Genomic DNA, 25,513 nt, shown 5'->3' with positions numbered 1-25,513 from the left:
CGGTTCGATAGGTTATATTAAAATTAGATAGAAAGGTGGTAAATTATGGCAAATATTCGTGATGTTGCTAAATTATCTGGACATTCAATTTCTACTGTCTCTAGAGTTATTAATGAACTTGGATATGTTTCTAAGAATACTAGAAAAGAAATTGAAGATGCCATGGAACAATTAAATTATCATCGAAATGACATGGCCCGTGCACTTAGCCTGGGAAAGACTTATCGTGTAGGAATTGTATTACCATATGTAAATCACCCATATTTTCAAAAATTAGCGGATTCAATTATTACAGCCGCTTTTGCAAGAAATTATCAGGCAACATTTTTGCAGTCTAATTATAATCAGAGTCAAGAAATATACTTTTTAGACATGCTTAAGCATCATGCTTTTGACGGACTTATTTTCACTTCTAGGTCTATTTCGTTTGATAAGATTGTGGAGTATCAAAAGTATGGCCATATAGTTTGTTGTGAAGATACTTTCGATTATCCCATTTCATGTGCGTTTACTGATCGTAAGGCATCATTTGTGGATGCATTAGAAGTACTAAAGGATAAAGGATATAGTCACATTGGAGTTACAATAAGCAGAAGTGAAAATACAAGTCAAAGTGCATTGCTAACTACTCAGGCTTATAAAGAAGTTTTTGGTAAAGAAATAAATGATCAGCTACTATACAGAGAATCGAGGACAATGTTTGATGGAATAACTGCTACAGCACAGTTTTTGAATTACGATAAAAAATTAGAAGTGATTTTTGGTAATGGAGATGAAATTGCGGCTGGTGCGATACGCCAATTACAAGAGATGCATCGTCGAGATGTTGAAGTAATTGGCCAGGAGAATTTACCAATTAGTTTCTTAATGAACTTTTCGACTATCGATCATCGTTTGACTGATATAGGTGAAGAAGCTTTTAAATTATTGTTTCATGATGATGTTGTTAAAATGCCTATTCCTGCAAAATTTATTAAAAGAGGAAGACTTGAAGATCCGAATGATTATAAGGATGAGATCGATACAATTTTGGATTGACTTATCTGCATATAACAGGCATACTTACTCCTGGTGCCAAACCGAGGTAAGGGTAAGAGGTCGGCGCATTTGCGTTTGGAAGATTTCTGCACCTTACCACCGAAACAACCTTGTACATTTGTGCAAGGTTGTTTTTTATACAAAATGGCTATTTAGACGTAAAAGCTGTTATATCAATACTTGGAGAATGCGTAATTTTAATTACTCAACTAAATAATGCATTTAACTTTTAATTAGGCTGTGAATGATTTATAACATAGTTGTCCGAAAGGACATACTAAATTGCCGTAAATATGCAATGCTTGCCATTTACCCAGATGCCAAGCATTTGACCTCCTATCGTTTGATAGGAGGTTTTTTATTTTTGACAACAAAAAAACCACCCCGGGGAAGGGTGGTTTTTTGTATAGGGGATTAAATATTGTTATAGGGGGGATGAGAAAAGGGATTTCTTTGTATCTCTTATCTACAATTTATATAATACAGGCCTATCATGAAGTATTTGTTTGTAAATTGTGAAAATATTGTGAATCTTGGATAGCCAACTTTTAATGATAAGTCTTTTTTATAATTTTAAATTCTGTGTCCAATTTTAATACGACAACAATAGTTGTCTCCCTGGGGATAACATTCATCCCACGCTTACTAGTATAACTTATTTTTTTCATAACTACTACTGGTTGATACTCAAAAAAGAAAAAAATAGAAGCCATCCTGGGGAGGAATGGCTTCTTTAGGGGATTAAATATATATGTTATAGGGGGGTGAGAAAAGGGATTTCTGTATCTCTCATCTACAATTACTATCATAGCTAAATAATATGAATTAAATGATGTTAAAATATGAAAAAAGTATGAACTTTTATATTCCTTAATTGGTCTATATTAATTTAAAATTTATATTGTTAGTTGCATTTTAATCTTATACCACTTATACTGTACACATGTTCACTCAAAGAGATGTTGATCTAGGCTGAAAGTCAACAGTGAAATTGGTGTTTTAATTTACAGGTTGCTTACCTCTATCAGCATAAAGAGATGCAAGAAATTGCAAATTTGGGTGGAACCGCGTCAAAGACGTCCCTAATACAGAAATGTATTAGAGATGTCTTTTTTATTTTCAGAGTATAACTTTGGAAAAGACGCAAATTAGATTGGAAGTTAATTATGGAAAGTAGTTCGAACAAACAAACTCTCTCAAGATCTCTTGAGGGGCGACATATTCAGATGATTGCCATTGGTGGAGCAATTGGTACGGGACTATTCTTGGGTTCAGGAAGTGCCATACACGAAGCCGGACCATCAATTATATTGGCTTATATGATTGCGGGTTTCTTTTGTTTCTTTATGATGAGAGCAATTGGCGAATTATTATTATCTGATACTAATAAGCATTCATTTTTAGATTTTATTCGAGTGTATCTTGGTGACAGATTTGAATTCGTTACAGGCTGGGCCTATTGGTTGTGTTGGATCACAGTTGCGATGGCTGATTTGACCGCTTCGGGAATTTATATTAGATATTGGTTTCCAGGAGTACCACAATGGTTATCGGCGTTGGTAATTTTGCTAGTCTTGTTCTCGATGAACTTTGTTAACGTGAAGTTATTCGGAGAAATGGAAACTGGATTTTCGATGATTAAAATAATTGCTATTATTGCATTGGTAGCCGTTGGTTTTGGAATGGCAATATTTGGTGCACCAGTTGAAAATGGTAATGCAACATTTTCTAATTTAGTGAATCAAGGTGGCTTTTTTCCAACTGGATTTAAAGGATTCTTAATGTCGTTTCAAATGGTAATATTTGCCTTTGTTGGTATTGAGATGGTTGGATTAACAGCTGGTGAAGCCGCTGATCCTGAAATAAATTTACCTAAGGCGATTAATAGTTTACCTATTCGTATCGGCTTGTTCTACGTTGGTTCGATGATAGCAATTATGAGTGTTTATCCATGGAATAATATTTCCATAACATCCAGTCCATTTGTACAGGTGTTTTCAGGTATAGGCATCAATGGAGCTGCTGGTATTTTGAACTTTGTTGTCTTGACTGCTTCTCTGTCAGCAACTAATAGTTGTTTATTCAGTACTAGCCGAACACTTTACAGTTTGAGTTTGAAGGGCAATGCGCCTAGAAAGTTTAATTTGATTGGAAGAAATGGAGTTCCTGTTTGGGCATTGATTTTTTCAACTGCAGCGTTATTAGTGATTGTGGCATTAAATTTCTTTATGCCATCTAGCGTTTTTAGTTTGATTTCAACTGTTTCAACAATTAATTTTATTATCGTATGGATGATTTTGATTTGGACACATTTGAAGTTTCGTAAACAAAATCCAAGTGGTATTAAGATATTCAGAATGCCGTTATATCCATTTAGTAATTACATTAGTTTAATTTTCTTTTTAGCAATATTAGTACTGTTGTTATACATTAAGGCAACTAGGATTCCAATGATTGTAACTATTGTATTTTGGATCGTAATGTTATCGATTTATCATAAAAGCAAAAACAGAGATGCTGAAGTTAGCTGAGATTCAGTAAGTATTTATTTAATGGTATAAGAGTGGTTTGTTCCCCATATAGAACTTAAGAGATGCAAGAAATTGCGAATTTGGGTGGAACCGCGTTACGACGTCCCTAATACGAAATGTATTAGTGGCGTCTTTTTTTATAAAATTATAAGGGAGCTGATACTATGAGTGAGAAACAAACTCTTTCTAGGTCGTTGGGAAGTAGACATATACAAATGATTGCAATTGGTGGGGCAATTGGAACCGGATTGTTCTTGGGTTCTGGTGAGGCTATCCACAAATCGGGTCCATCAATTATTTTCTCGTACTTGATTACAGGTTTATTTTGTTTTTTCATGATGAGAGCAATTGGTGAACTTTTATTATCAGATACTACTAAGCATTCATTTTTGGATTTTATTCGAATTTATTTAGGAGATAGATTTGAATTTGTAACGGGATGGGCATACTGGTTTTGCTGGATAACTTTGGCAATGGCTGATTTAACAGCAACTGGTATTTATGTTAAATATTGGTTCCCACAAGTACCACAGTGGGTTACAGCTTTAACTGTTTTAGTGATTTTGTTTGCAATTAACTTTGTTAATGTGAAATTATTCGGTGAAATGGAATCTAGTTTTTCGATGATCAAAGTTATAGCAATAATTGTTCTAGTTGTAGTAGGTTTTGCCATGGCAATTTTTCGTGTTCCCGTGAGTGGTGGACATGCAAGTTTTGTCAATCTTGTTAGTCATGGTGGACTTTTTCCAACTGGGATAACAGGTTTCTTACTATCATTTCAAATGGTAGTCTTTGCTTTTGTAGGTATTGAAATGGTTGGTATCACAGCCGGGGAAACTGATAACCCTGAGATAAATTTACCAAAAGCAATTAATTCTGTACCTATAAGAATCGGTCTATTCTATGTTGGATCCATGTTAGCCATTATGGCGGTTTATCCTTGGAATAATATTACTACTGATGCAAGTCCGTTCGTTCAAGTCTTTTCAGGTATTGGTATTAAAGGAGCAGCGGGAATACTGAACTTTGTTGTCTTAACAGCGGCATTATCAGCAACTAATAGCTGTTTGTTCAGTACAAGTAGGACGCTTTATAGTTTGAGTATTAAGGGAAATGCACCGAAAAAAATGACCATGGTTGGACGGAACGGAGTTCCCATTTGGTCGTTGATGTTTTCAGGAGCAGCTTTATTAGTAATTGTTTTGATGAATTACTTCATGCCAGCAAGCGTCTTTAGCTTGATATCGACAGTTTCTACGATTAACTTTATTGTTGTTTGGATCGTATTATTATTTACTCATGTGGTTTATCGACATAAAACTAAGGATTTGGGTAAATACCAAATGCCAGGTTATCCTTTTACTAATTATTTAAGTTTGATATTTTTCATTGGTATATTAGTTTTGTTGATAGTTATTAAACAAACACGTATGGCCATGATTTTTACGATTCTGTTCTGGGTTATTTTGATTTTTGTTTATAATTTACGCAAAAAAAATAAGGCACATTCTTAATCGAATGTGTCTTATTTTTGACTAATTATTAGTTGACATCAATGTGGTGACCTAATTCTTTCTTGTCTTCCATCTTTGGTAATGTGATCTTCAAGACACCATTATCATAATTAGCTGTAATGTTCTTCTCATCAACTGCTGGTAGGTGATATTGTCTTGCAAAACGTCCGCCTGAACGTTCACTCATAATCATATCGCCGTTCTTATCTTCGTGATCGTTGAAGCTATCACGATGACCACTAATAGTTAGTGTGTTATTTTGATAATTTATATCGATATTCTTTTTATCGAAAGCTGGCATATCAACATGAACTTGATAGTCTTTGTCAGATTCCTTAATGTCTGTCTTTAGTGTTGCATCAGTATTAGCATCCTTAAAGAATGTTGGAAAGCTATTCATCCAATTTGTATCAAACCAGTCTCTCATAATGTCATTTGGACGATCCATAATTTCGTTACTCATATATCAATTACTTCCTTTCCTTCATTACAAATACATTGTAGTACCTGCTTGGGGGAAAGTTCAAATATTTAGCACTCTTAATTGCTGAGTGCTAAATATTATTTTTTCATATAGTTTGTAGGTTCGAAATATTTTTGGAGTAATCCAATCAATAGATCGGTTATGACAGCCATAAGTGCGGTTGGTAATGCTCCTGCTAGGATAAGAGGAGCACCATCAGTAGCGTTAGTACCACGAATAATTAAGTCACCAAGTCCGCCAGCGCCGACGAATGAGCCAATGGCTGTGTTACCAATTGCTACGACCATAGCGGTACGAATACCTGACATAATAACTGACATGGCGAGTGGCAATTTAACCATATACAATAATTGTATTCCGGTCATTCCCATACCACGTGCAGAATCAATTACGTTAGGATCAACGTTTTTCATGCCGGTATAAGTATTCTTTAGAATAGGTAATAGTGAGTATAAGAATATCGTCACAATTACGGTATTAGGACCTAATCCTAGCACCAACATGATGATTGATAGCATTGCTAGTGAGGGAACAGTCTGAATAACGTTAGCGATACTGATAATAAAATTACCTAATTTGTAGTGATTTGCGATGTAAATTCCCAGTGGAATACCAATTACTGCAGCGATTAGAACCCCATAAAATGAGATTAAAAAATGACGACAGAATTGTTCCAAAATATATATTCCATTGTGAGTAAAATAAAAAATTAATTGTCTCCATAACGGCTGGTCAGCCATATTATTTTTCACCCCTAAAGTAATTATGTTTTTGTAAGAATTCTTGAGCGACATCTGCCGGTTCGCGGAGATTATTATCGACTTCATAATTCATTGTTTGCATTTGTGATAATGAAATTTTTCCATCTAGACGATGTAATAGTGGTTTAAGTTCTGGATGCTTTCTCAGCAAGCTATTATTAACAACCATACTAGTATCATATGGAGGGAAGAATTGCTTGTTGTCAGGCAAGATCTTCAAGTTATAACTCTTGATACGTCCATCGGTTGAATATCCTAGAACGGCTGACATTTTACCTGCAGCAACAGCAGAATAAACTAAGCCAACTTGCATTGGGTAAACTCGCTTAAAAGTAAAACCGTAGGTACGAGAAAATGCTGGGTAACCATCATCGGGACGGTTGATCCAGATATTATCAGCACCAATATTGATATTAGGTGCTATTTTTTTAAGATCACTGATGTTATGTAGATGGTATTTTTTAGCTATTTCTTGTGTAACTAGCATATTGTACGTGTTAGCAAATCCATAAGTTGGGAACCAAGTCTGATCGAAGCGTTGCTTATATAGTCTTTTGACAGTTCTATTAGCTTTCGCACGATTTTTGATAGGCTTGTGGTTCAGAGTAGCAATAAGTTCATCACCAGTGAAATTCTCAGCAGCTATATCAGCGTTATGACGCATCAATGCTGCATGGACAAGCTGATTTGATCCCAAGTTATTAACGATTTCAGTGTGATAGTTAGTTTCGTGAGAAATTAACTCCATTATGATTTCAGACATGATCATAGATTCGGTTGTAGATAAACTTGCAACTTTTATGGTGTCTTCAGAACCGGAGCCCAATCCAGGCCAACCGCATCCAGAGACTAATAACATGGTTGCTAAAGATATCAATGTAATTATTTTTTTGAATATTCTTTTCATGTTTACACCTCACTACGTTTCGTTTTTGGTGTAACTTTTTTCTCAAATATTCCTAATAAATAATCAGCAAGAATTGCCAAGATAGTAACAGGAATTGTTCCACCTATAATTAGACTAGGGTTGTAAAGGTTAAGTCCGTTAAAGATGAAATCACCTAATCCACCGGCACCGATATACGACGCCAAAGTAGACCAAGAAATTACATAAACAGTTGAGAGCCTGATACCAGACATTATAATAGGCATGGACATTGGTATTTCAACTTTAAAAATGGACTGCATGGTGGTCATTCCTAAACCACGTGCGGCATCGATCAAGTTCGCATTAACTTTTTTCATACCAATATATGTATTACGCAAAATTGGTAGAAGCGAATAGATGAATAAAGCAACGATAGCTGGTACTTTACCGATCCCAAATACGGGAATCATCAGAGCAAGAAGTGCTAATGAAGGAATTGTTTGGAGCATCCCTGATATGGACATAACATACTTGGCAGTCTTGTCATAGCGTGTTAACAGGATTCCTAGTGGTACAGCCACGATTATTCCGAGGATAATGGCAAAAGCTGAGATATAAATTTGTTCCCAGGTTTTGATTATCAATTCAGAGCCATGCTGGTTCAGAAAGGTAATCATGCATTATCACTCTCCTTTGCGATTGTATCAGGTAGTTTGATATTTTCAGGATTATCTAATTCTTCTTTACCCCAGATAGCATCGTAAATAATATTAACTAGTGATGCACGAGTAACAATACCGATTAAATTATTATCATTATCGATGACAGGTACGTACTTGTATCCTTGTTTAAGGATACGTTCACTCGTATCACGCAAATATGACGTTGTCTTGACTTTAAATCGATTAGGCTTATAGATGTCCGACACATTCGAATACTTCGAGTATCGGTCGTTAATCGTCTCTAAGTCGATAAATCCTTTGAGTTTGTTATTATCATCAGTAACTAACAATGTATCAACGTGACGATAACTCATTTCTCTAATTGCTTCAGCTAGTGATTGACCAAGTGTAATCTTTGCTGGATTCTTAGACATAATGTCACTTACAGATAGAGTATTTTGTTGAGCTTGAAGCAAACGTTCCTCACCAAGTAATTCCTTTACGAAGTCATTACCAGGATGTTGCAAGATATTGTCAGGTGTATCATCTTGGATAACGTGACCACTGTCCATAATAACGATATGAGTAGCGAGCTTTAGAGCTTCATCCATATCATGTGTAACAAAGATGATTGTTTTTCCAAGTTCTTCTTGAAGATTTTTGACAAGATCTTGTAAGTCGTCACGTGTAATTGGATCAAGCGCACCGAAGGGCTCATCCATTAGTATAATGTCTTGGTCGGCTGCTAGAGCACGAACGACACCAATTCTTTGTTGCTGCCCACCAGATAATTCGGCAGGGTAACGATCTAAATAACTTTCAGGCAAGTCAGCCAATTTTATTAATTCTTTAGCCTTACGGTCCATTTTATCCTGTTGCCACTTGAGCAGCTTGGGTACTAGGGTGATATTATCCTTAATGGTCATGTGAGGCATTAGTCCATTATTCTGAATAACGTAGCCAATTGTACGTCGTAGTCTTACTGGGTCGAATGTCTTAAGATTCTTTCCCTTGAAAATGATTTTACCGCGACTAGGTTCAATCATACGGTTGATCATTCTCATAGTTGTGGTCTTACCAGAACCGGAAGTTCCTATTAGGCAAACGAATTCCCCCTCATTAATAGTTATGTTGATATCTTCAACGGCATCATTGCCGCCACGGTAGTTTTTTGCTACATTTTGAAACGATATTATTTCTTTTGCAGACTGCATAAATCCTCCTATAAAATGACTAACGTTAGCTATGATACAATTATAGTGAGATTAATTCAAAAAGAGGTCGAAGATAAAATGTCAAAAATAGTTCTCAAACGTATCTATAGCAAGGAATTACCTGATGGATATAGAATTTTAGTTGACCGCCTATGGCCAAGAGGTATGTCCAAATTACGTGCCAATTTAGATTTATGGGCAAAAGAAATAGCACCCTCACCTGAATTAAGAAAATGGTTCAGTCATGATCCTGAGAAGTTTCCAGAGTTTGAAAAGAAATATATGGATGAAATAGAACATAATGACTATACCAAAGAATTCGTCGACACCGTTATAACGGCGTTGAAGGATCAAGATGTCCTGATTTTATATGGTGCTAAAGACGAAGAACACAATAATGCAGACGTTCTCATTAAATTTTTAAATAAAGAAATTAATAAATAATTGAAGAATATACCTATCGTATTATAATTATATAAGTAAAGTTAAAAGACGGGACGGATGAAAATGGAAGAATTCGATTTGGCAACTCTTCTTTCCAGCAACGAGAAAACTTTGATACGAGTATTGCAAAATTATGCCAGAACAAACGATCTGGTTATTTTTGTGTTAGATAATAATGATAAATTGATTTCAAATGCGTTAGGTGAACCATCAGAAAAAAGCATTTTAGCTAATTTGGATAAGGTTAAGAACTTTTCTCAATTAAGCACGGATCGTTTTAAGCACAATATTGAGTTAACTGATTTGCCAATTCGTATTTCTACAATAAACCAAATGGTTGGTAAATTGTATGTTGCTCACGATGTTTCTGGCAAGCCTAGTCCAGAAAGTTTGTTGCTACTACAAAGATTACAAAAACAAGCAGAATTTTTGAAATACTTGTTTGAAAATATGGCTCGTTTACTTGTGGAGAATCGCGGAATCGATGATTTCTTAGTAAAGCAGCCAGTTAGTGTCGATGAAATGATTGATGAGTTGGATGATAGTGAAGCAATGGCTTTACAACAACTACAACAGTTGTCGACGTCTAATCGCGCAATTATTACAGCAGTTGAATTCATAGATGATAATTTGGATAAACGATTAACTTTGGACCAAGTTGCTAATCGTGTTTATTTATCCGATTATTATTTTAGTAAGTTATTCAAAAAAGAAACTAAATTAAGTTTTTCAGTGTACTTGAATGCAAGAAAGATTCAAAGAGCGATGTTTCTTTTGAAGGATACAGAATTAAGTATTCAAGATGTATCTAATGAATTAGGATTTACGCGTATGAGTTATTTTAGTCAGACTTTCAAGAAGTATACTGGCTATACACCGTCTAAATTTCGCCGTAATAAGTAAAAAGTTCCTGATAGATTAAAATCTATCAGGAACTTTTTTATTTTATGCTTTTTTTCTTATTGTTAATTTGATGAATTATCGTTAATTTGATGAATTATCAATGTCACGATAATAGCAGCTATTAAAACTGCTACGAATAGCATGTTTGGTACTTCGATATCGATAGCTGGAATTGATAAGAATAGCTTAACTGAGATGAATAAAATCAAGAAGTAAGCCATACCTTGTAGTTCAGGTATGCGATTCATCAGTCCCATAATTAATTCGGCGATTCCACGCATAGCCAGGATACCAATCATACCACCAATTAGGACAATGACAGGATTACTTGAAATAGCAAGAGATGCAAGAACCGAGTCGATTGAAAAGACAATGTCCATCAATTCAATTGAGATAACAACTTGCCAGAATTGTGAGATATGAATATGTTTTTTCCAGCCTTTAGGTTGAGGCTTCTCAGTAGGAACTTCAACTTTTCCTTTTTTTCGTCTATCTATGAAGAAATACTTTAAGAATAGATAGAATAAGTAACCAGCACCCAAGACCTTGATCCACCAAAAGTTAATTAAGTAGACACCGATACCGATAACTAGAAAGCGGAAGATATATGCTCCAAACAATCCGTAAAACAATGATTTCTCTTGTTCTACTTTGTTAGGTAAGGATTGTGTCTGCGCAGCTAATACTACAGCGTTATCAACAGAAAGGATACATTCCATAACTACCAAAGATAGAATTATTAACCAATCTTCGCCAGATTCAATAACTGTTGCCCAGTTATGCAGGTCGAAGAATGGGCCGTACATGTTTACAAGTGCATTCAATCAGAATATGCTCCCTCAAATTATTTATTTCCCAAAATGATACTGGATTTTTGACGATTTGTATATCTTTATTTACTTTTTATTTTACTAGATATTTTACTAGATGACGCAACTAAACTAGTAAAATGTATTTTTTTTAAAATAAATATGGAAATTAAGTTAGCAAATTTATAAAAGGTATCAAAAAAGAGTTTCAGTTATGAGTTAAATTTCATAACTGAAACTCCTTTGTATTAAACAGCTGGTACAAATGTAGTATAAATTAACCAAATATTTAAAATTGTTAGGATCACGGCAATTCCGTAACCAATATATTTAATGTAATTCTTATTAGCAAATTCACCCATCAGATCTTTGTTACTTGAAAAAGCAATCAAGGGGAAAATTGAGAATGGTAAAGCAATACTCAAGAATACCTGTGAGAACGTTAATAATGATTCGATTTTTGCCTCATTACCATGATAGATAACAGCAAAAATGATAACCGGCAAAATGGATAGTAAACGTGTGATAACACGTCTTACCCAAAGTTTCATCTTCATGTGGACGAAACCTTCCATTACGATTTGACCGGATAGTGTACCTGTAATAGTAGAGTTTTGACCAGAAGCCAATAGGGCAACGGCGAATAGAATACTTAGAACGGGACTAGCAACGGCACCGGCAATCTTTGGATCTTGTAAGGCATTGAATAAGTCTACGAAGCGACCTAAATCACTCTTTGTTCCATAGAATAATGCAGCACCAAGAAGTAATAGTAATGTATTAACAACGAATGCTAATGTTAACTGAATATTTGAATCCCAAGTTGAGAAACGTACAGCTTGTTTAACACTCTTTGAATCGTTACGATCATATTTTCTGGCTTGCGAAATACTTGAATGCAAGTATAGGTTATGTGGCATAACAGTGGCACCAACAATACCTAATGAAATATAAAGCATACTTTGATTTTGTAGGATAACAGGGTCAGGAACGAATCCAATCACCATTTGTCCCATATTAGGTTGCGCTAAGATAACTTCGTACATAAATACTGCGAGAATAACCATGATTAATGCTGCAACAATGGCTTCGATCTTTCTGAAACCAAGTTTCATTAAGATTAACAATAATAGAACATCGAATGCGGTTATTAGTACACCCCAGAGTATTGGTATATTGAATAAGAGCTTCAAAGCAATTGCGGAACCAATGATTTCCGCAATATCAGTTGCCATGATAGCTAACTCAGTAACTATCCAGAGAACAAATCCAACTTTTTTAGTTGTTCTATCTCTTGTTAATTGTGCCAAATCCCGACCAGTTACAATCCCTAGTTTAGCAGCCATATATTGTAATAACATGGCGATTAAACTAGATATCAAAATGACGGTCAAAAGTTTGTATTTGAATTGAGCACCACCCGCAATGGAAGTAACCCAATTACCAGGATCCATATATCCAACAGCTACTAAAGCTCCAGGACCACTATAAGCTAGTAAGGTCTTGAAGAATCCAGCATCTTTTGGAATTTCAACGGTATCATTAATCTCTTCTAGAGAAGGACCGTTTGCATAATGGATCAGGCTTTCGTGTTTTTGTTTATTTTCACTCAAGCTTGTATCCCCCTTTTTAATCTCTCAACATAGTATCATGTTATGAGTTATATTTAAACCCCAATAAAAAATAAATTTAGGGATGCTTAACTTATTTATTTTTTAATTAATATTGATGTAAATCAAAGTAAAAGTTTGTAAAAATTGCTATACTAACCTACAATTATTTAAAAAGGAATGAGGCCATATGGACTTTATAATAATCGTAGTAGACGTAATATTTTTAGCCGGTGCCATTTTTAATATTTATTGGCAGTCACAAATAGAAATTCGGTCGGTATATAAGGTATCGTCATTAATTTTTGCTGCCTTTATCGGTGCTTGGCTACTCGTTTCTGCCTCTAATGATTTACCTTATATTATTATGGTGGCTGCATTTGTAACTCTAACAATTATGAATGGTGTTGGGGGTATTGGAGAGAAGAAGGTTGTTATGAATGGTTTTTATTCTGGAGTATTAGATTATTCACAGATTGTTCATGTAACGTTGATTCCTATTGAAATTCCTCAACAAAAACCAAAAGTAGCGGTAATATTTAATACAAGCCGCCCACAACAAATACAAATGAGTTTTAATACTTCTTATAAGACAATTCAGGATTATCTAAGTAAAAAACTATCATCTGGTGTTCAAGTTGAAGTTGGACAAATATAAAACACCCCCATCTTTACATAAGTAGAGATGAGGGTGTTTTTTTTAGTTTGCGCTCTTTAGATCACGAATATGATAGCCGATATATCCAATAATTATTAATGTAACTGCTAGTGCTAGTTGCCACCACATTGTTCCCATGTCGACCTTATCCACTGGAACCTTAGGGATATATCCAAATGGAGTCAGTTTGTTACACCATTTTGGTAAATCAATTAGTTTACCGAAGTATCCGATGAATAATGCTAAACCGGAATATAAATAACCGAAAACGGATAGTCTAGGAATCCAGCCCACTATACATGCGGATATAGCTAATACTAAGATTACTGGAGAAATATATCCATAGAATCCACGAAGAAATACTGACATTTCTACTGGATGTTTCATTACAGATGCTCCTCCAAGCTGTAAGCCCCATATTCCAGCGAAAAGTGCGGCGATACTAGTTAAGATTCCTAGTATTAATACACTTGTGAATAAATAATTACGGCTGATTGGTTTTGAGTGAATTAATTCTAGATATCCTTTGCTCTCACCAGTTTTTAGGTAGTTTATGATCTGAATTCCTGGGAATAGTGCTAGTACTCCAAGCACAATCATTAATATTGCTACGAAATTTTTAATGATTAGAATATTTGCTTTATTAACAGCCGCTGCACCAAAGATTTTTTCCATTGCAGGGTTAGTTTTTAATATATCACCTATGGTATTAAAGATAGAGCCGTAGGTGAAACCTAAAATTAGTAGACCGATAACCCATACGATAATAGTTGTGCGGTGTAATCGCCAAAATAAACTTATTGGACCACGAAGGAATGTTGACGCCTTTGCACGTCCTGGTTTGGTAGCAATAATACCAGAGCCGATATCACGATAATTATTGATCCATAGCGCCGCTATGCAGAGGATTATGGACAATCCTATCATTAGAAATACTGGTAACCAATTGTTCTCTTGATAAGTTGAAAATTTTTCTACCCAACCAAATGGGATGAGCCAAGTGGCTTTTGGATTAGAAACGTCCGTTGACATTCTAGCGATGTACATGATTCCAAACACGATATAGGACAGTATGGTTGCTGATCGTGAATTGTCGACCAATTGAGCCAAAAATGCTGCTATGGCAGCAAACATGAATCCTGATGCTCCGAGACCAAGTCCTAATAGAAAGTTACCATTTATATCTGTTCCGTTAAGATTAGCAAATTGAAGTCCGAGACTATAAAATAATCCAATTAGTAGATTTATGATGAATAATTCTATTAAAGCTGAGGCTAGATTGGATAATTTACCAACAGAATGTGATTGAATTATTTCTAATAATCCTGAATCTTCTTCACCACGTGTGTTCTTAATAATAATTGAAAAGTTCATAATTGCTGCCATCATTGCCATAAAGACAGTCATTTCACCAGCAAATACATCCGCTACTGTGTAAGGGGCAGTACCCGAAAGTTTACCGAATAGTGAAATCATGGAAGGAGACTTTAGAGTTTTGACTATTTCATCAATTGCTGATTGCGAATCATAGATAGCAGTGAACTTAGCAGCGATGGCCGCGAATAGGACAACCATTGTTACTGACCAAAGTGCCAACTTTAACCAATCACGTTTTAGACTAAAACGTGTTAGAAACCAAGTTTGATGAAAATTACGATTTTCCATAACTGTTATCTCCCTTCATTTGAACTGTAATATCTCATGAATAAATCTTCTAAGGTTGGAGGAGTTGATTGAAGAGAAACTATTTGTTTAGAAGCTAAATAATCCATAACATAACTAATTTGATCGGAATCAACTGAGAACGTCGTAAGACCATTTGTACTAGTCGTTACATTGTGAACTCCTTGCAAAGTTTGTAGTTCAGGAGTCGGTTGCATTGTTTGATATTCAATAACAGTTCTCGTAAGGTGTCGCATGTCTGATAATGATCCGGTCTCGACGATTTCTCCATTACGAATGATTCCAATGCGATCACACATCTTTTCCACTTCGGATAAGATATGGCTAGATAATAGAATTGCTTTTCCTTCTTTTTTCAATTCCATAACTGATTGTTGAAATATTTCTTCATTTAGTGGATCAAGTCCAGAGGTAGGTTCATCAAAGATATAAAAATCTGCGTCAGTGGAGAAGGCGGCAATCAAAGCTACTTTTTGACGATTACCTTTGGAATATGTTCGTGCTTTTTTAGTTGGATCTAACTGGAATCGTTTGATCATTAAATCTGTTTTGCGGTTATGCTTTGTATTTCCCAGTTTAAGAAATAGATCGATTATTTCACCACCAGTTAGATTGGGCCATAGATAAACATCACCAGGTACATAAGCTAGACGTTTATGAATCGAAACAGAATCTTTATAAACATCTTTTCCGAACAACGTTGCAGTTCCACCACTAGCACGTAATATTCCTAGGAGTGTACGAATTGTTGTGGATTTACCAGCACCGTTAGGTCCAATAAAACCAAAGACCTCACCGGAGTGGACATCAAAAGTTATGTTTTTTAAAGCTTGAAATTTTCCAAATCTTTTTTGTAGATGATCAATATGTAAAATAACATTATTATTTTGTTGCATCATATTATCCCCTTTACATACATTCGAGTTATTGAGCAATAAACTTGAATTAACAATAATAAAATGAAATATTTTTCTTGAATAGTTCATTTATCAAAGAGTATATTAGTTGTGCTGATATGAAGTGTCAACCTTAAAATATCAGCAATATGAACTATCTGAGGATACAAAAATAACTATATTGATATGACGCTAAAAAAAGTGAAATATCACTAAAAATATTTTTGGAGGAAGTTATGGCGACTAATAAAAAACGTAAAGAACAGAAGAGAAAAGATATCATAAATGCTGCAACTAAAACCTTTGTTATGAATGGATACAAAAAGACCTCTGTCGCAGAAATTGCGAAAGAGGCCGATTCGTCACAAGTAACTTTATATAAATATTTTCCTAGCAAAATAGAATTAGCACGTGAAGTTACTATTAAAATGATTGTTGATGGTTATGCCAGTTATGATGATAGATTGGATCAGTCTAATATGAGTTTTAAAGAAAAAATAGAAGGTATTCTAAATTTCGGTGCCACTCAAGTTAATGTCATAAATAATGATTTTATGGATTTTATGATTGATGAGTTCCAGGGTGCTAACGGTGATGATCGAGTTATGAAAGTTTATAACAAGGGTAAGGAGGGCTTCTGGGGTAAAATTATCAAACAGGGTCGAGCTGAGGGGATGATTCGTGACGATATCCAAGATGAAGTTATTATGATGTATGTAGATATGATTTTGACATATTTCATGAATCCTAATAAAGCACAAAAAACAAAAGATCTTGTCACTAAGAAATATACAAATGGATTAGCCCATGTTTTCTTTTTTGGAATTTTGGGTAAGTGAGTGTGGAAGTTTTAGCTTGTAACCTTCAAAAAAGTCACTTTTTAATTTTCCAAATTCATCTATTAATGCGTGAAATTCACTAGCCTCGTCAGGTGTGAAATCAAAATCAGCTTGGACGGAATTTTTTAATTGCATGTATGTGGGCTTCTCATTAAATGCATGCAAATTTTGAAATAGTCGCATGCAGTAATTGTCTGCAACAAAAGTGGAACGGTGAAAATAATATAGTATAAGAACATCAGCCGTTTCATTTCCAATACCCTTTAGATTAAGTAATCTCTTACGTAAGATTGGAGTTGAGAATCTTTTCCAATCATCAAAGTCTTCACGATATGCAGTTAATAATGAGCGTACATAAATTGACTTGTTTTTATAAAATCCGCTAGGTTGAATTAAATCACGCAACTGTTCTAGTGGTAATGCTAGCAACTTATCAAGATCGAATCCAGTTGCATCTTGTAAGTTTGCCAGTGAACGGTCAACATTTTTCCAATTAGTATTTTGAATCAATACCATCCCAACAAGCATTTCTTCAGTGCTATGAGCAGGCCACCAATCTTGACGACCTAATTGGTTATTTAGTAATTCGAATAATTGTCTAATAGTAATTTCTTTGTACAAAACGTTCCCTCCTCCAGGACATCCATTATCCAACAAAACATTAAAAATGTCTCAAATTGTTTCACGGGAAACGTTATAACGTCCATCCTAGGAAGTTTACAGCAATCAAATAAGTAAGGATGGAACCGAGAAATATTCCTATAAAGGCTGAAATAATCAAAATGTGACGTCGCCTTTTCTGATCATATTTAATTTGTTCAACCGATTTACCATTTAAGAATGCCATGGTTTGTTTGAATGTTTGTAAATGGAGTTTGTTGCTAAGCTTGATTAAAGTTATAGAAGTTAGTACGCCTAAGGTGGTAAAGGTGGCTACTAGCATTGATGCAATTGATATCGGTAACCAACGAATACTGATGAATGATGCATATACGGCAATCAAAGTAGCTATTAAGCCAACTGATAATTCACGTATTTTAAATTTAGATAAGTTATTTTGCATTAGGTCAATATCATCTTTAACCAAATCATCAACTTTGATTTGATAAATATTTGATAGTAAAATCAAATTCTGAATATCTGGGTAAGTTTTTCCTGTTTCCCAATTAGAAATTGTTTGACGTGAAACGTACATTTTCTTAGCTAGAGCCTCTTGTGATAAATTATTTTGATGACGATAATAAATCAATTTTTGATTGATTTTCATTTATTTATCCTTTCATTTGAATTATCGTTATAACGATGTCAAAATGCTTTTACATTAGGTTCTTTAGGAATCAATTCCTCTGTATACATAGTACAATAGATTCAAACATAGATGGAGGTATTCACCATGGATGACAATGATTTCATCATGCATCAAATTAAATCATTCGCAGAGGGATTGGGAATCGTGTTGAATAATAAGGATGGTAGTAAATCACAAGTTGTCTTTGAACAGCAACAAGGACAATCAGGAACGATAGAAACTGAAATAAACAAGTTACTGTTTAAAGGAAAATATGATCTTGCGGTTAAATTAGTTTTTGAACAGAAATTTATTTTGGAACGTGATTCATATTTGAAACTAGCACAGTGGTTGATGGTTAAATTAAATTCGTATAGTGATGTTAATGAAAAATTAAAAATAGAGTTAAAACATTCGATTGATAAAATGTCTGTAAAAAAATAATTCTAAGTCCGTAAATGCGAACTTAGAATTATTTTTTAATTATTATATTTATTCCGAACGTAATGCAGTAGCAGCATCCTTTTTAGCAGCCATTCGAGCTGGAATGTGTCCGCCGATTACCGTTAATATCGTACTTACGATAATTAAGATAATGGCATGAACAGGATTTAACTGTGCAACATTAGATAAGTCAGTCATACTCTTCAAAACTGAATTAATAGGGAAGGTTGCTAGATAGGCAATTATTACACCCAGTAGTCCAGATGCAACACCTAGAATAGTTGTTTCAGCATCGAATACACGAGTTATGTCTTTCTTTCTTGCACCTAGAGCCTTCAGAATACCAATTTCCTTAGTACGTTCTAAAACAGAAGTGTAAGTAATAATCGAAATCATTATCATACTTGTTACCAATGAAATACCGGCGAATGCAATCAATACGTATGTTATTGCATCCATTAGGCCACCAGTTAAGTTAGAAACTGATCCGGCCATATCTGTGTAAATAATCTTATCTGATTTCTTTTTACCGCTATTGTATTTATCTAAGTACTTAAGAACTTTATCTTTATTCTTGAAGTTATTAGGGTAAATCATAATGCTTGAAGGAGTCGTTGAACCACCTAAGTAATTTACCAAGGTATCTTTAGTTTTTGCATCATCAACGCTAGCACCAGTTAGAACATTTGTATTACTATTTTTTTGAGCTGTGACAATATCAGAGTTCTTATTTTCACTAATGATATTCTTTGTTAGTTGGTCACTATAAGCAATACCTGAAGCTAGAATATTTTCGGATGATTTTGATTTAACTCTCAAAATACCTGAAATTTTCAAAGTTGTATTTGAATTATTATTGTAAAGTTCTTCATTAGCTGAATTCGGTAGGAAAGTGCCAGTTTCTAGTTTTTTATAGTAGTTATTATTGTTAACTAATTTTATTTCTTTGCCGACGAGCTTATTAAAATCGAGTTTTTGACCATCTTTAACCGATAATCCTAAGTTCTTTAAGGCATTGATGTTAGTTGAATTATCTGTATCAACAATTAATACGATATCGTTAGCAGTCGTGGGCATAGATCCAGATACAACTTTGTAGTGTTTATTTAGAAATGCTTTACCACTTTTTCCTCCAGGATAAACAGAGCCACCGATACCAGTTGATGATGCCATTGCATTAGTCATGGCACTGGCGGAGTTAGCCTTGCTATTGTCGACATTTGAAAATTGAACTGTTTTGATTTTTCCATCGACGTCACTTAATAAGTTCATTCCAGTGGAAAATGTGTAAGTAACAGTTTTACTCAGTTTAGGATCAATATTGTCGATGTAGTTCATATATTTCTTATTAATATTGTTGATGTGAGTCGATTTATCCGCCTGACTCATTTTTGCGGTGACCTTAGTCTTTTTATCCTTGGTCAGTTTGTTATTTTTAGTGGTTGGAGCAGTTTGACTAGAAGCTACTTGTGAAATGGTAATTGGAAATTGTGCCAGTGTATTTGACTGAGTCTTGTCGATTTGCTTTTGAAATCCAGATGAGAGAGCTAACACGATGGCAATACTGATAATACCGATACTTGAGGCAAAGGCGGTTAGGAAGGTTCTGGCCTTTTTTGTTTTGATATTTGTGAACGATAACTTTAATGCGGTCCAAAAAGTCATTTTAGTTTTCTTTAGTTCAAATTTATCTTTGTTCTCATCCTCTGTGTAGGGATTAGAATCGTCTTGAATCTTACCATCAGCAAAATTTATAATACGACTGGCGTATTGTTTGGCAAGTTTAGGATTGTGAGTGACCATGATTACCAAGCGTTCTTTTGATAATTCTTTGATCAATTCCATAATTTGAACACTGGTTTCAGTATCCAAAGCACCAGTTGGTTCATCACATAGCAATATTTCAGGATCATTGGCAATTGCACGAGCAATCGCAACACGTTGCATTTGACCACCGGATAGCTGATTAGGCTTTTTATCCATATGTGGTCCTAAGCCAACACGTTCCAAGGCCTTAACAGCTTTTTCTCTCTTTTCAGTATTTGGAACGCCGCTAAGAGTCATTCCCATTTCGACATTGTCCAAAATACTCAAATGTCCGATAATGTTATAACTTTGGAAGATGAATCCCACAGAATTGTTACGATAAGCATCCCAGTCTGATTCGGAGAAGTCTTTGGTAGATTTTCCTTTTATAACTAAATCTCCAGAGTCGTATATGTCTAGTCCACCAATACCATTCAGCATAGTAGTTTTACCAGAACCACTTGGTCCCAATATAGCGACGAATTCTTTTGGCCTAAATGATACTGACACATCGTCTAAGGCCTTAGTAACTGAGTCACCAACGTAGAAGTATTTTTTTATATGTTTTAATTCCAGCATTTAATTAATCCCTTTATTGTATTTTCAATGTTTGATAACATTGTGTTTCATATAACAGAAAATATTTATTTAAAAAACGATAATCCGTTATAAATAATTAGTTGTAAGTGTAACATACTGATGCAAATTGTTGCACGGATGACGATGTATCATTAGTTAAATAACAAGTGGATTACTAAAAAGCATGGATACGTTTACGTAAGTGTTATTACTTATTTTCTGAAAATAGTTATGGTAACATTTTTAATGGTGTAAAAATATGTTACTTAGGGGAGGACGTATCATGAGAGAGATTTTATTTGTTGTAGGATCATTATTGGTCTTGCTGCTTGAAAAATATGTCTTAGCCAATAATTCGATTAGCTGGTTGGGAGCGATTGTTCCTGTAGTATCCATCGTATTCATTCTATGGTTATTAGTTTCTAAGCAATTGAGCTTCGATCTGCTAGATATTTTGGTTTCAGCATTATATGTGTCATTGAGTTTTATCTTTTGGGGACAAGGTAATGACTTGTATCATCGTAGAACAATCAAAAAAATTGCTAAACAAATATATGAAGGAACGAGAGCGTAATAAAGTACGTTTAACTTCTGAGTATAACTTAAAGAATTCTCGTATTTACGTAGTAAATGCGAGGACTTTTTGTGGTTCAATTATTGGAATTTATTTCGTGTAGGTTACATAATGTGGGTGGATTTAGGGAGCTGTACCTTAAATCCTATATTCTGAAGTCGTCGTGATGACTGTTGTTATCATGAAGAAGACTCCCTCCTTTGTATACTTCGCATTGCTAAAGTCGTTTCCTCTATTGACCGTTTGTAAGTAATGAAAAGTTACATTTCCTTTCATAGATAGGGTATACTTTCAATGTAGTGTACCCTATTTTTTGGAGGCGAAATATGTTAAATAAGCTTGAAGTTATGTTGTATGTAAAAAATGTAGATCTTATTTCCAAATTTTTCCAAGATGCATTAGGTGCTAAATTGATTAAAGAAACAAAAATGATCGATGGTAGTTTGGAATTAAAACTTAGTATCTTAGATCAAGTTAATATCAATTTATATGATGTAGAATTTATTAAGGAATATTCTCCAGCCGTTTCGTTAGAAATGCCATCATTGATGTTTTTAAGCAATGATATTAGAGATCTTCATGATCGAATTGAAATGTACGCTAATACAGTAAGTGAAATATCTGCACAAGGGGATCAATTGGTATTTAATTTTTCAGACCCAGAAGATCACTATTTTGCAGTTGGTAGTATAGTTGAAAATGATTAAATAAAATAAAGATAGTGGGATTGAATGAAGATTCTTCCCACTATCTTTTTATTTTTGATATATAAAAACTATTTGATCATCTGTTGAGGCTTCTTGAGAATATTTCCAATCGGGATGATTGAATTTTTTGACTGTGGAAATATTAGTCGCATTGTTTTCAGCTAGAAATCGAACCATTTCACCACGAGCCATTTTTGCTAGAGTAGCTTTGGTTCTTAGCTTTCCGTCTACCATACTTGCAAATACTACCGTAATAAATTTTTGATTCGATTTTAAATAAGTAGTAATAGTTTTAGCGTATTCCGTAGAAGCTAGGTTAATTATTAGTTTTGAATTATTGTCAATGAGCGCGTCATATATTTTTGAGTTCCAGAATTCATATAGGTTGCGATGCCCTGGCAGCTTTAGTTTTGATTGCATTTCGAGACGGTAGGGAACAACGCCGTCAAAGGGACGTAAAATGCCGTAAAAACCAGATAATATTCTTAAATTATTCCGTACGTAATTCAAAGCTGGCTCGGTGAACAAGTCTGGTGCCATGTATTGATATTGAATACCGCTGAATGCTAAGAGGGCCGGAGTTAAGTGACTTTTCAAGTCCATTGTCTGTAACCATTCGTAATTAGGCTCTGCTAATTTATCTCTGCAATTCCACATTTCTTTTGCATCGGAATAGGTTAATTGACGCATAGTTTGTAGTAGTTGTTCAGTTTGATCCAGATACTTCGGTAATTGTTCGTATTCAAAAGTATCGTTGTCGATAATCATTTTTTTAGCTGGTGCAATTATAATTTTCATAAACTTTCCTTTTAACTACAAAATTCTCGCATTTACTACGTAAATACGAGAATTCTTTGCTTTTTCACAGAATTGGTGACAATAATCTAGAGAATCTTTGTTTGAAGTGTAACCAGTGACCCTGACTCTTGATAACTTCTGGAGTTATTAACAGACTGTCCTTCATATCGTTTTCGAATGCACGAGAGATCTTATGAGCAATTTTTGCATCGTAAATGAAGGCATTGGCCTCAAAGTTTAATGAATAACTTCTGAAGTCTTGGTTCATAGATCCAACAGTACATATTTTGTCATCAAAGACACTAGCCTTTGCATGTAAGAATCCCTTTTGGTAGCTGTAAATTTTGATTCCGTAACTGGTTAATAGGTTAGAGTAATATTGAGTTGCACGGTAGATGAACGGATGATCAGGCATACAAGGTATCATAATTCTGACGTCGACTCCGGATCTAGCTGCGATAGTTAGGGCGGTGAACATTGGATCATCAGGTACTAAGTAAGGAGATTGAATCCAAACACTCTTTTTGGCACTGACTATCATATCGATGAATCCATCCTTAAGAACTTCTTCACGTCGGTCAGGTCCATCAGTCACTATTTGAATAGGCAAGTTAGCATCGATATTGAATCTGTCAGAAGGGAAGTACTTTTCTTCAAACGATAGTGCTTCTTCTCTTTTTTCGATAGATGCATTCCAGTCTTGGAAGAAACGTTCTTGTAGAAGTAAAGTAGCGACACCTTTTATCCTAACGTGAGTATCACGCCAGTATCCGAACTTGTCGGTAACATTGACATATTGGTCACCAACGTTGAATCCACCTGTCCAACCAATACATCCGTCGATAACAACGATTTTTCTATGCAAGTGATAGTTTAATCGAGTCTTAGCAATAACGTTCTTAGAGGTGATAAATTGGAGAACCTCACCACCAGCGGCGACAAAATCCTTGAACCAGCTCTTTCGAGTACCATTTGATCCCCATGGATCATAGAGTAAACGAACCTCTAGTCCTTCTTTAGCTTTTTGAGTCAGTAATTCTAGGAATTGTTCACCAATATCACTTTTTATGAAGGCATAATACTCGACATGAACTGTTTCTTTAGCATTTTTAACATCTTCAAACATTTTTTGAAATTTTTCTTTGCCATCGAATACTAAATCGACTTCATTGTGGCGAGTCAGAGGAGTTTCTTCTGTCTCATTGAAAAATTTGATTATGTGATCAGCATAGTGTGTTTGGTCAGAGCGATTGTTAAAGTCTTTTTCCTTATTTTGACGTTCGATGGCTCTTCTTTTAGCATCGTCCGCCAATTCCATTAGTTTCAATTGATCTAATCCAACGTGCTTTTGGTTACTGATACTGAAGATTTTTTCTTGAGCAATTCCGCGACCAAAGAATGCATAGATTAAAAAGCCAATGAGTGGTAACAGTGTTAGAACTAAAATCCAAGCCCAAGTAGTAACGATGTTTCTAGGCCTGTGAAAGACAGTTATTAGTGCTGAAATTGTATTAAGTAATAAGATAATTAATATTAGCCAAATAATCCAGACGTCAATCATATATAAATTCCCCTCTATTTCATATTAAAGAGTTTATCTCAATTTCTGAATAAAATCTATTTTCAAGAGTGGTGATATTGAGATTTACCGTACAAAAAATAGCCATCCAAATTTTGGATGGCTATTTTTATAGAACCATTAATTTCGATTGTTTCCGAATATTAATATCAAACGTAATAGTTGTAATGCTGTTGAAATGGCGGCAGCTACATAAGTTAAAGCAGCAGCTCCAAGGACTTTTTTAACCATTGGAACTTCGTCACTTTCAAGTAAATCGCCAGAACTCAGAATTCTAATTGCACGTCCTGATGCGTTGAACTCTACTGGTAGTGTAACAACTTGGAATAGAACAACTAAGGCAAATAACCAAATACCGATTGTTATAAGAGTATGATTCATCCCAAAAATCATACCAAGAAAAATCAACGGAATCGATGCTTGTGATCCGAGATTAACTGCTGGAACTAATGCAGCTCTTAGTCGCATTGGTGCATAGCTCTTTTGATCCTGAATTGCATGTCCACATTCGTGAGCAGCAACTCCGATTGCAGCAACAGAAGTAGAACCATAAGTTGATTCAGACAAGTTCAATGTCTTGTCACCAGGATTGTAGTTATCAGTTAAATTACCATTGATACGATTAATTTGAATATCTTGTAATCCTGCTTGATCAAGAATGTATCGAGCTGCCTCGGCACCAGTAGTACCACGACGACTGTCATATTGGTCATATTTGTTAAAGTTGTGCTTAACGAACCACGATGCCCACAGACTTATAACTAGACCAATAATAATTAAGATGAAAGTGGGGTCAAATCCATATCCGTAATATCCGTACATTT

Annotated in this window: 25 protein-coding genes; 10 read left to right on the top strand and 15 right to left on the bottom strand. The window is 34.8% G+C overall.

Going from position 1 to position 25,513, the window contains the following annotated elements; genetic code table 11:
- The first annotated feature begins 45 nt into the window (after window positions 1-45).
- The 3 genes from EKM79_RS01085 (at window position 46) to EKM79_RS01075 (ending at window position 5,083) form a co-directional block, all read left to right on the top strand.
- Window positions 46-1,038: a LacI family DNA-binding transcriptional regulator gene (locus EKM79_RS01085; RefSeq protein ID WP_125565290.1), complete on the top strand. Its 993-nt coding sequence runs from the start codon at window positions 46-48 to the stop codon at window positions 1,036-1,038.
- A gap of 1,166 nt (window positions 1,039-2,204) precedes the next feature.
- Window positions 2,205-3,569: an amino acid permease gene (locus tag EKM79_RS01080; protein ID WP_125565289.1), complete on the top strand. Its 1,365-nt coding sequence runs from the start codon at window positions 2,205-2,207 to the stop codon at window positions 3,567-3,569.
- Between the two features lie 164 nt (window positions 3,570-3,733).
- A complete protein-coding gene (locus EKM79_RS01075; protein ID WP_125565288.1) occupies window positions 3,734-5,083 on the top strand; it encodes an amino acid permease in 1,350 nt (449 codons plus the stop codon).
- Between the two features lie 28 nt (window positions 5,084-5,111).
- Here the strand turns inward: EKM79_RS01075 and EKM79_RS01070 are convergent, their stop codons facing one another.
- From EKM79_RS01070 to EKM79_RS01050, 5 genes are all read right to left on the bottom strand, one after another.
- Entirely contained in the window at window positions 5,112-5,546 is a 435-nt protein-coding gene (locus EKM79_RS01070) for an Hsp20/alpha crystallin family protein (RefSeq protein ID WP_125565287.1), read from the bottom strand.
- A 98-nt stretch (window positions 5,547-5,644) separates the two neighbouring features.
- The gene (locus EKM79_RS01065; protein WP_125565286.1) at window positions 5,645-6,307 is read right to left on the bottom strand and encodes an ABC transporter permease; all 663 of its coding nucleotides are present in this window, start codon (window positions 6,305-6,307) and stop codon (window positions 5,645-5,647) included.
- A 1-nt stretch (window position 6,308) separates the two neighbouring features.
- Window positions 6,309-7,235, bottom strand: a complete 927-nt coding sequence (locus EKM79_RS01060) for an osmoprotectant ABC transporter substrate-binding protein (protein ID WP_125565285.1) — start codon at window positions 7,233-7,235, stop codon at window positions 6,309-6,311.
- Between the two features lie 2 nt (window positions 7,236-7,237).
- The gene (locus EKM79_RS01055; RefSeq protein ID WP_125565284.1) at window positions 7,238-7,873 is read right to left on the bottom strand and encodes an ABC transporter permease; all 636 of its coding nucleotides are present in this window, start codon (window positions 7,871-7,873) and stop codon (window positions 7,238-7,240) included.
- On the bottom strand, window positions 7,870-9,072 hold the full coding sequence (locus EKM79_RS01050; protein ID WP_125565283.1) for a betaine/proline/choline family ABC transporter ATP-binding protein: 1,203 nt from the start codon (window positions 9,070-9,072) through the stop codon (window positions 7,870-7,872). Before EKM79_RS01050 ends, EKM79_RS01055 begins: the two co-directional genes overlap by 4 nt.
- Window positions 9,073-9,150: 78 nt before the next feature.
- Here EKM79_RS01050 and EKM79_RS01045 point away from each other — a divergent pair, with 78 nt between their 5' ends.
- A complete protein-coding gene (locus EKM79_RS01045) occupies window positions 9,151-9,516 on the top strand; it encodes a DUF488 domain-containing protein (RefSeq protein WP_125565282.1) in 366 nt (121 codons plus the stop codon).
- A 63-nt stretch (window positions 9,517-9,579) separates the two neighbouring features.
- Window positions 9,580-10,419, top strand: a complete 840-nt coding sequence (locus EKM79_RS01040) for a helix-turn-helix transcriptional regulator (protein WP_125565281.1) — start codon at window positions 9,580-9,582, stop codon at window positions 10,417-10,419.
- A 62-nt stretch (window positions 10,420-10,481) separates the two neighbouring features.
- Here EKM79_RS01040 and EKM79_RS01035 read toward each other — a convergent pair whose 3' ends face one another.
- Together EKM79_RS01035 and EKM79_RS01030 are read right to left on the bottom strand one after the other, a co-directional pair.
- Entirely contained in the window at window positions 10,482-11,225 is a 744-nt protein-coding gene (locus EKM79_RS01035; protein WP_425454014.1) for a TerC family protein, read from the bottom strand.
- Between the two features lie 251 nt (window positions 11,226-11,476).
- Window positions 11,477-12,841 carry an Nramp family divalent metal transporter gene (locus EKM79_RS01030; protein WP_125565279.1) on the bottom strand — a complete coding sequence of 455 codons (1,365 nt, stop codon included), beginning with the start codon at window positions 12,839-12,841 and terminating at the stop codon, window positions 11,477-11,479.
- A gap of 187 nt (window positions 12,842-13,028) precedes the next feature.
- Here EKM79_RS01030 and EKM79_RS01025 point away from each other — a divergent pair, with 187 nt between their 5' ends.
- The gene (locus tag EKM79_RS01025) at window positions 13,029-13,496 is read left to right on the top strand and encodes a hypothetical protein (RefSeq protein WP_125565278.1); all 468 of its coding nucleotides are present in this window, start codon (window positions 13,029-13,031) and stop codon (window positions 13,494-13,496) included.
- 42 nt (window positions 13,497-13,538) lie between these two features.
- Here EKM79_RS01025 and EKM79_RS01020 read toward each other — a convergent pair whose 3' ends face one another.
- A complete protein-coding gene (locus tag EKM79_RS01020; protein ID WP_125565277.1) occupies window positions 13,539-15,161 on the bottom strand; it encodes an ABC transporter permease in 1,623 nt (540 codons plus the stop codon).
- Between the two features lie 5 nt (window positions 15,162-15,166).
- A complete protein-coding gene (locus tag EKM79_RS01015; RefSeq protein ID WP_125565276.1) occupies window positions 15,167-16,078 on the bottom strand; it encodes an ABC transporter ATP-binding protein in 912 nt (303 codons plus the stop codon).
- Window positions 16,079-16,311: 233 nt separating this feature from the next.
- On the opposite strand from EKM79_RS01015, the gene EKM79_RS01010 reads away from it, so the two are divergent.
- Window positions 16,312-16,914 (top strand): TetR/AcrR family transcriptional regulator, encoded by a 603-nt coding sequence (locus tag EKM79_RS01010; RefSeq protein ID WP_125565275.1) that lies wholly within the window; start codon window positions 16,312-16,314, stop codon window positions 16,912-16,914.
- Here EKM79_RS01010 and EKM79_RS01005 read toward each other — a convergent pair.
- Together EKM79_RS01005 and EKM79_RS01000 are read right to left on the bottom strand one after the other, a co-directional pair.
- The gene (locus EKM79_RS01005; RefSeq protein ID WP_125565274.1) at window positions 16,876-17,535 is read right to left on the bottom strand and encodes an endonuclease III domain-containing protein; all 660 of its coding nucleotides are present in this window, start codon (window positions 17,533-17,535) and stop codon (window positions 16,876-16,878) included. The two genes, EKM79_RS01010 and EKM79_RS01005, sit on opposite strands and share 39 nt — an antisense overlap.
- A gap of 73 nt (window positions 17,536-17,608) precedes the next feature.
- Entirely contained in the window at window positions 17,609-18,181 is a 573-nt protein-coding gene (locus tag EKM79_RS01000; RefSeq protein ID WP_125565273.1) for a helix-turn-helix transcriptional regulator, read from the bottom strand.
- Window positions 18,182-18,307: 126 nt separating this feature from the next.
- On the opposite strand from EKM79_RS01000, the gene EKM79_RS00995 reads away from it, so the two are divergent.
- The gene (locus EKM79_RS00995; RefSeq protein ID WP_125565272.1) at window positions 18,308-18,646 is read left to right on the top strand and encodes a DUF6483 family protein; all 339 of its coding nucleotides are present in this window, start codon (window positions 18,308-18,310) and stop codon (window positions 18,644-18,646) included.
- 48 nt (window positions 18,647-18,694) lie between these two features.
- Here the strand turns inward: EKM79_RS00995 and EKM79_RS00990 are convergent, their stop codons facing one another.
- Entirely contained in the window at window positions 18,695-21,031 is a 2,337-nt protein-coding gene (locus EKM79_RS00990; protein ID WP_125565271.1) for an ABC transporter ATP-binding protein/permease, read from the bottom strand.
- A gap of 283 nt (window positions 21,032-21,314) precedes the next feature.
- Here EKM79_RS00990 and EKM79_RS00985 point away from each other — a divergent pair, with 283 nt between their 5' ends.
- Together EKM79_RS00985 and EKM79_RS00980 are read left to right on the top strand one after the other, a co-directional pair.
- Window positions 21,315-21,605 carry a hypothetical protein gene (locus EKM79_RS00985; RefSeq protein WP_125565270.1) on the top strand — a complete coding sequence of 97 codons (291 nt, stop codon included), beginning with the start codon at window positions 21,315-21,317 and terminating at the stop codon, window positions 21,603-21,605.
- Window positions 21,606-21,931: 326 nt separating this feature from the next.
- Window positions 21,932-22,312: a VOC family protein gene (locus EKM79_RS00980; RefSeq protein WP_125565269.1), complete on the top strand. Its 381-nt coding sequence runs from the start codon at window positions 21,932-21,934 to the stop codon at window positions 22,310-22,312.
- A 48-nt stretch (window positions 22,313-22,360) separates the two neighbouring features.
- On the opposite strand, the gene yaaA is transcribed toward EKM79_RS00980, so the two are convergent.
- The 3 genes from yaaA to EKM79_RS00965 all read right to left on the bottom strand — a co-directional run bounded on the left by yaaA (window position 22,361) and on the right by EKM79_RS00965 (window position 25,511).
- Window positions 22,361-23,110, bottom strand: a complete 750-nt coding sequence (gene yaaA / locus EKM79_RS00975) for a peroxide stress protein YaaA (protein ID WP_125565268.1) — start codon at window positions 23,108-23,110, stop codon at window positions 22,361-22,363.
- Between the two features lie 64 nt (window positions 23,111-23,174).
- Window positions 23,175-24,671, bottom strand: coding sequence for a cardiolipin synthase (gene cls, locus EKM79_RS00970; protein ID WP_125565267.1), 1,497 nt, complete (start codon window positions 24,669-24,671; stop codon window positions 23,175-23,177).
- A gap of 138 nt (window positions 24,672-24,809) precedes the next feature.
- Window positions 24,810-25,511, bottom strand: a complete 702-nt coding sequence (locus EKM79_RS00965; RefSeq protein WP_125565266.1) for a zinc metallopeptidase — start codon at window positions 25,509-25,511, stop codon at window positions 24,810-24,812.
- Window positions 25,512-25,513: the final 2 nt, after the last annotated feature.

Origin of the sequence: Companilactobacillus insicii (genome assembly GCF_003946015.1) — a bacterium.
Classification (GTDB): domain Bacteria; phylum Bacillota; class Bacilli; order Lactobacillales; family Lactobacillaceae; genus Companilactobacillus; species Companilactobacillus insicii.
The sequence above is the reverse complement of the archived record's forward strand: the minus strand, read 5'-3'. Positions and strand labels throughout refer to the sequence as shown.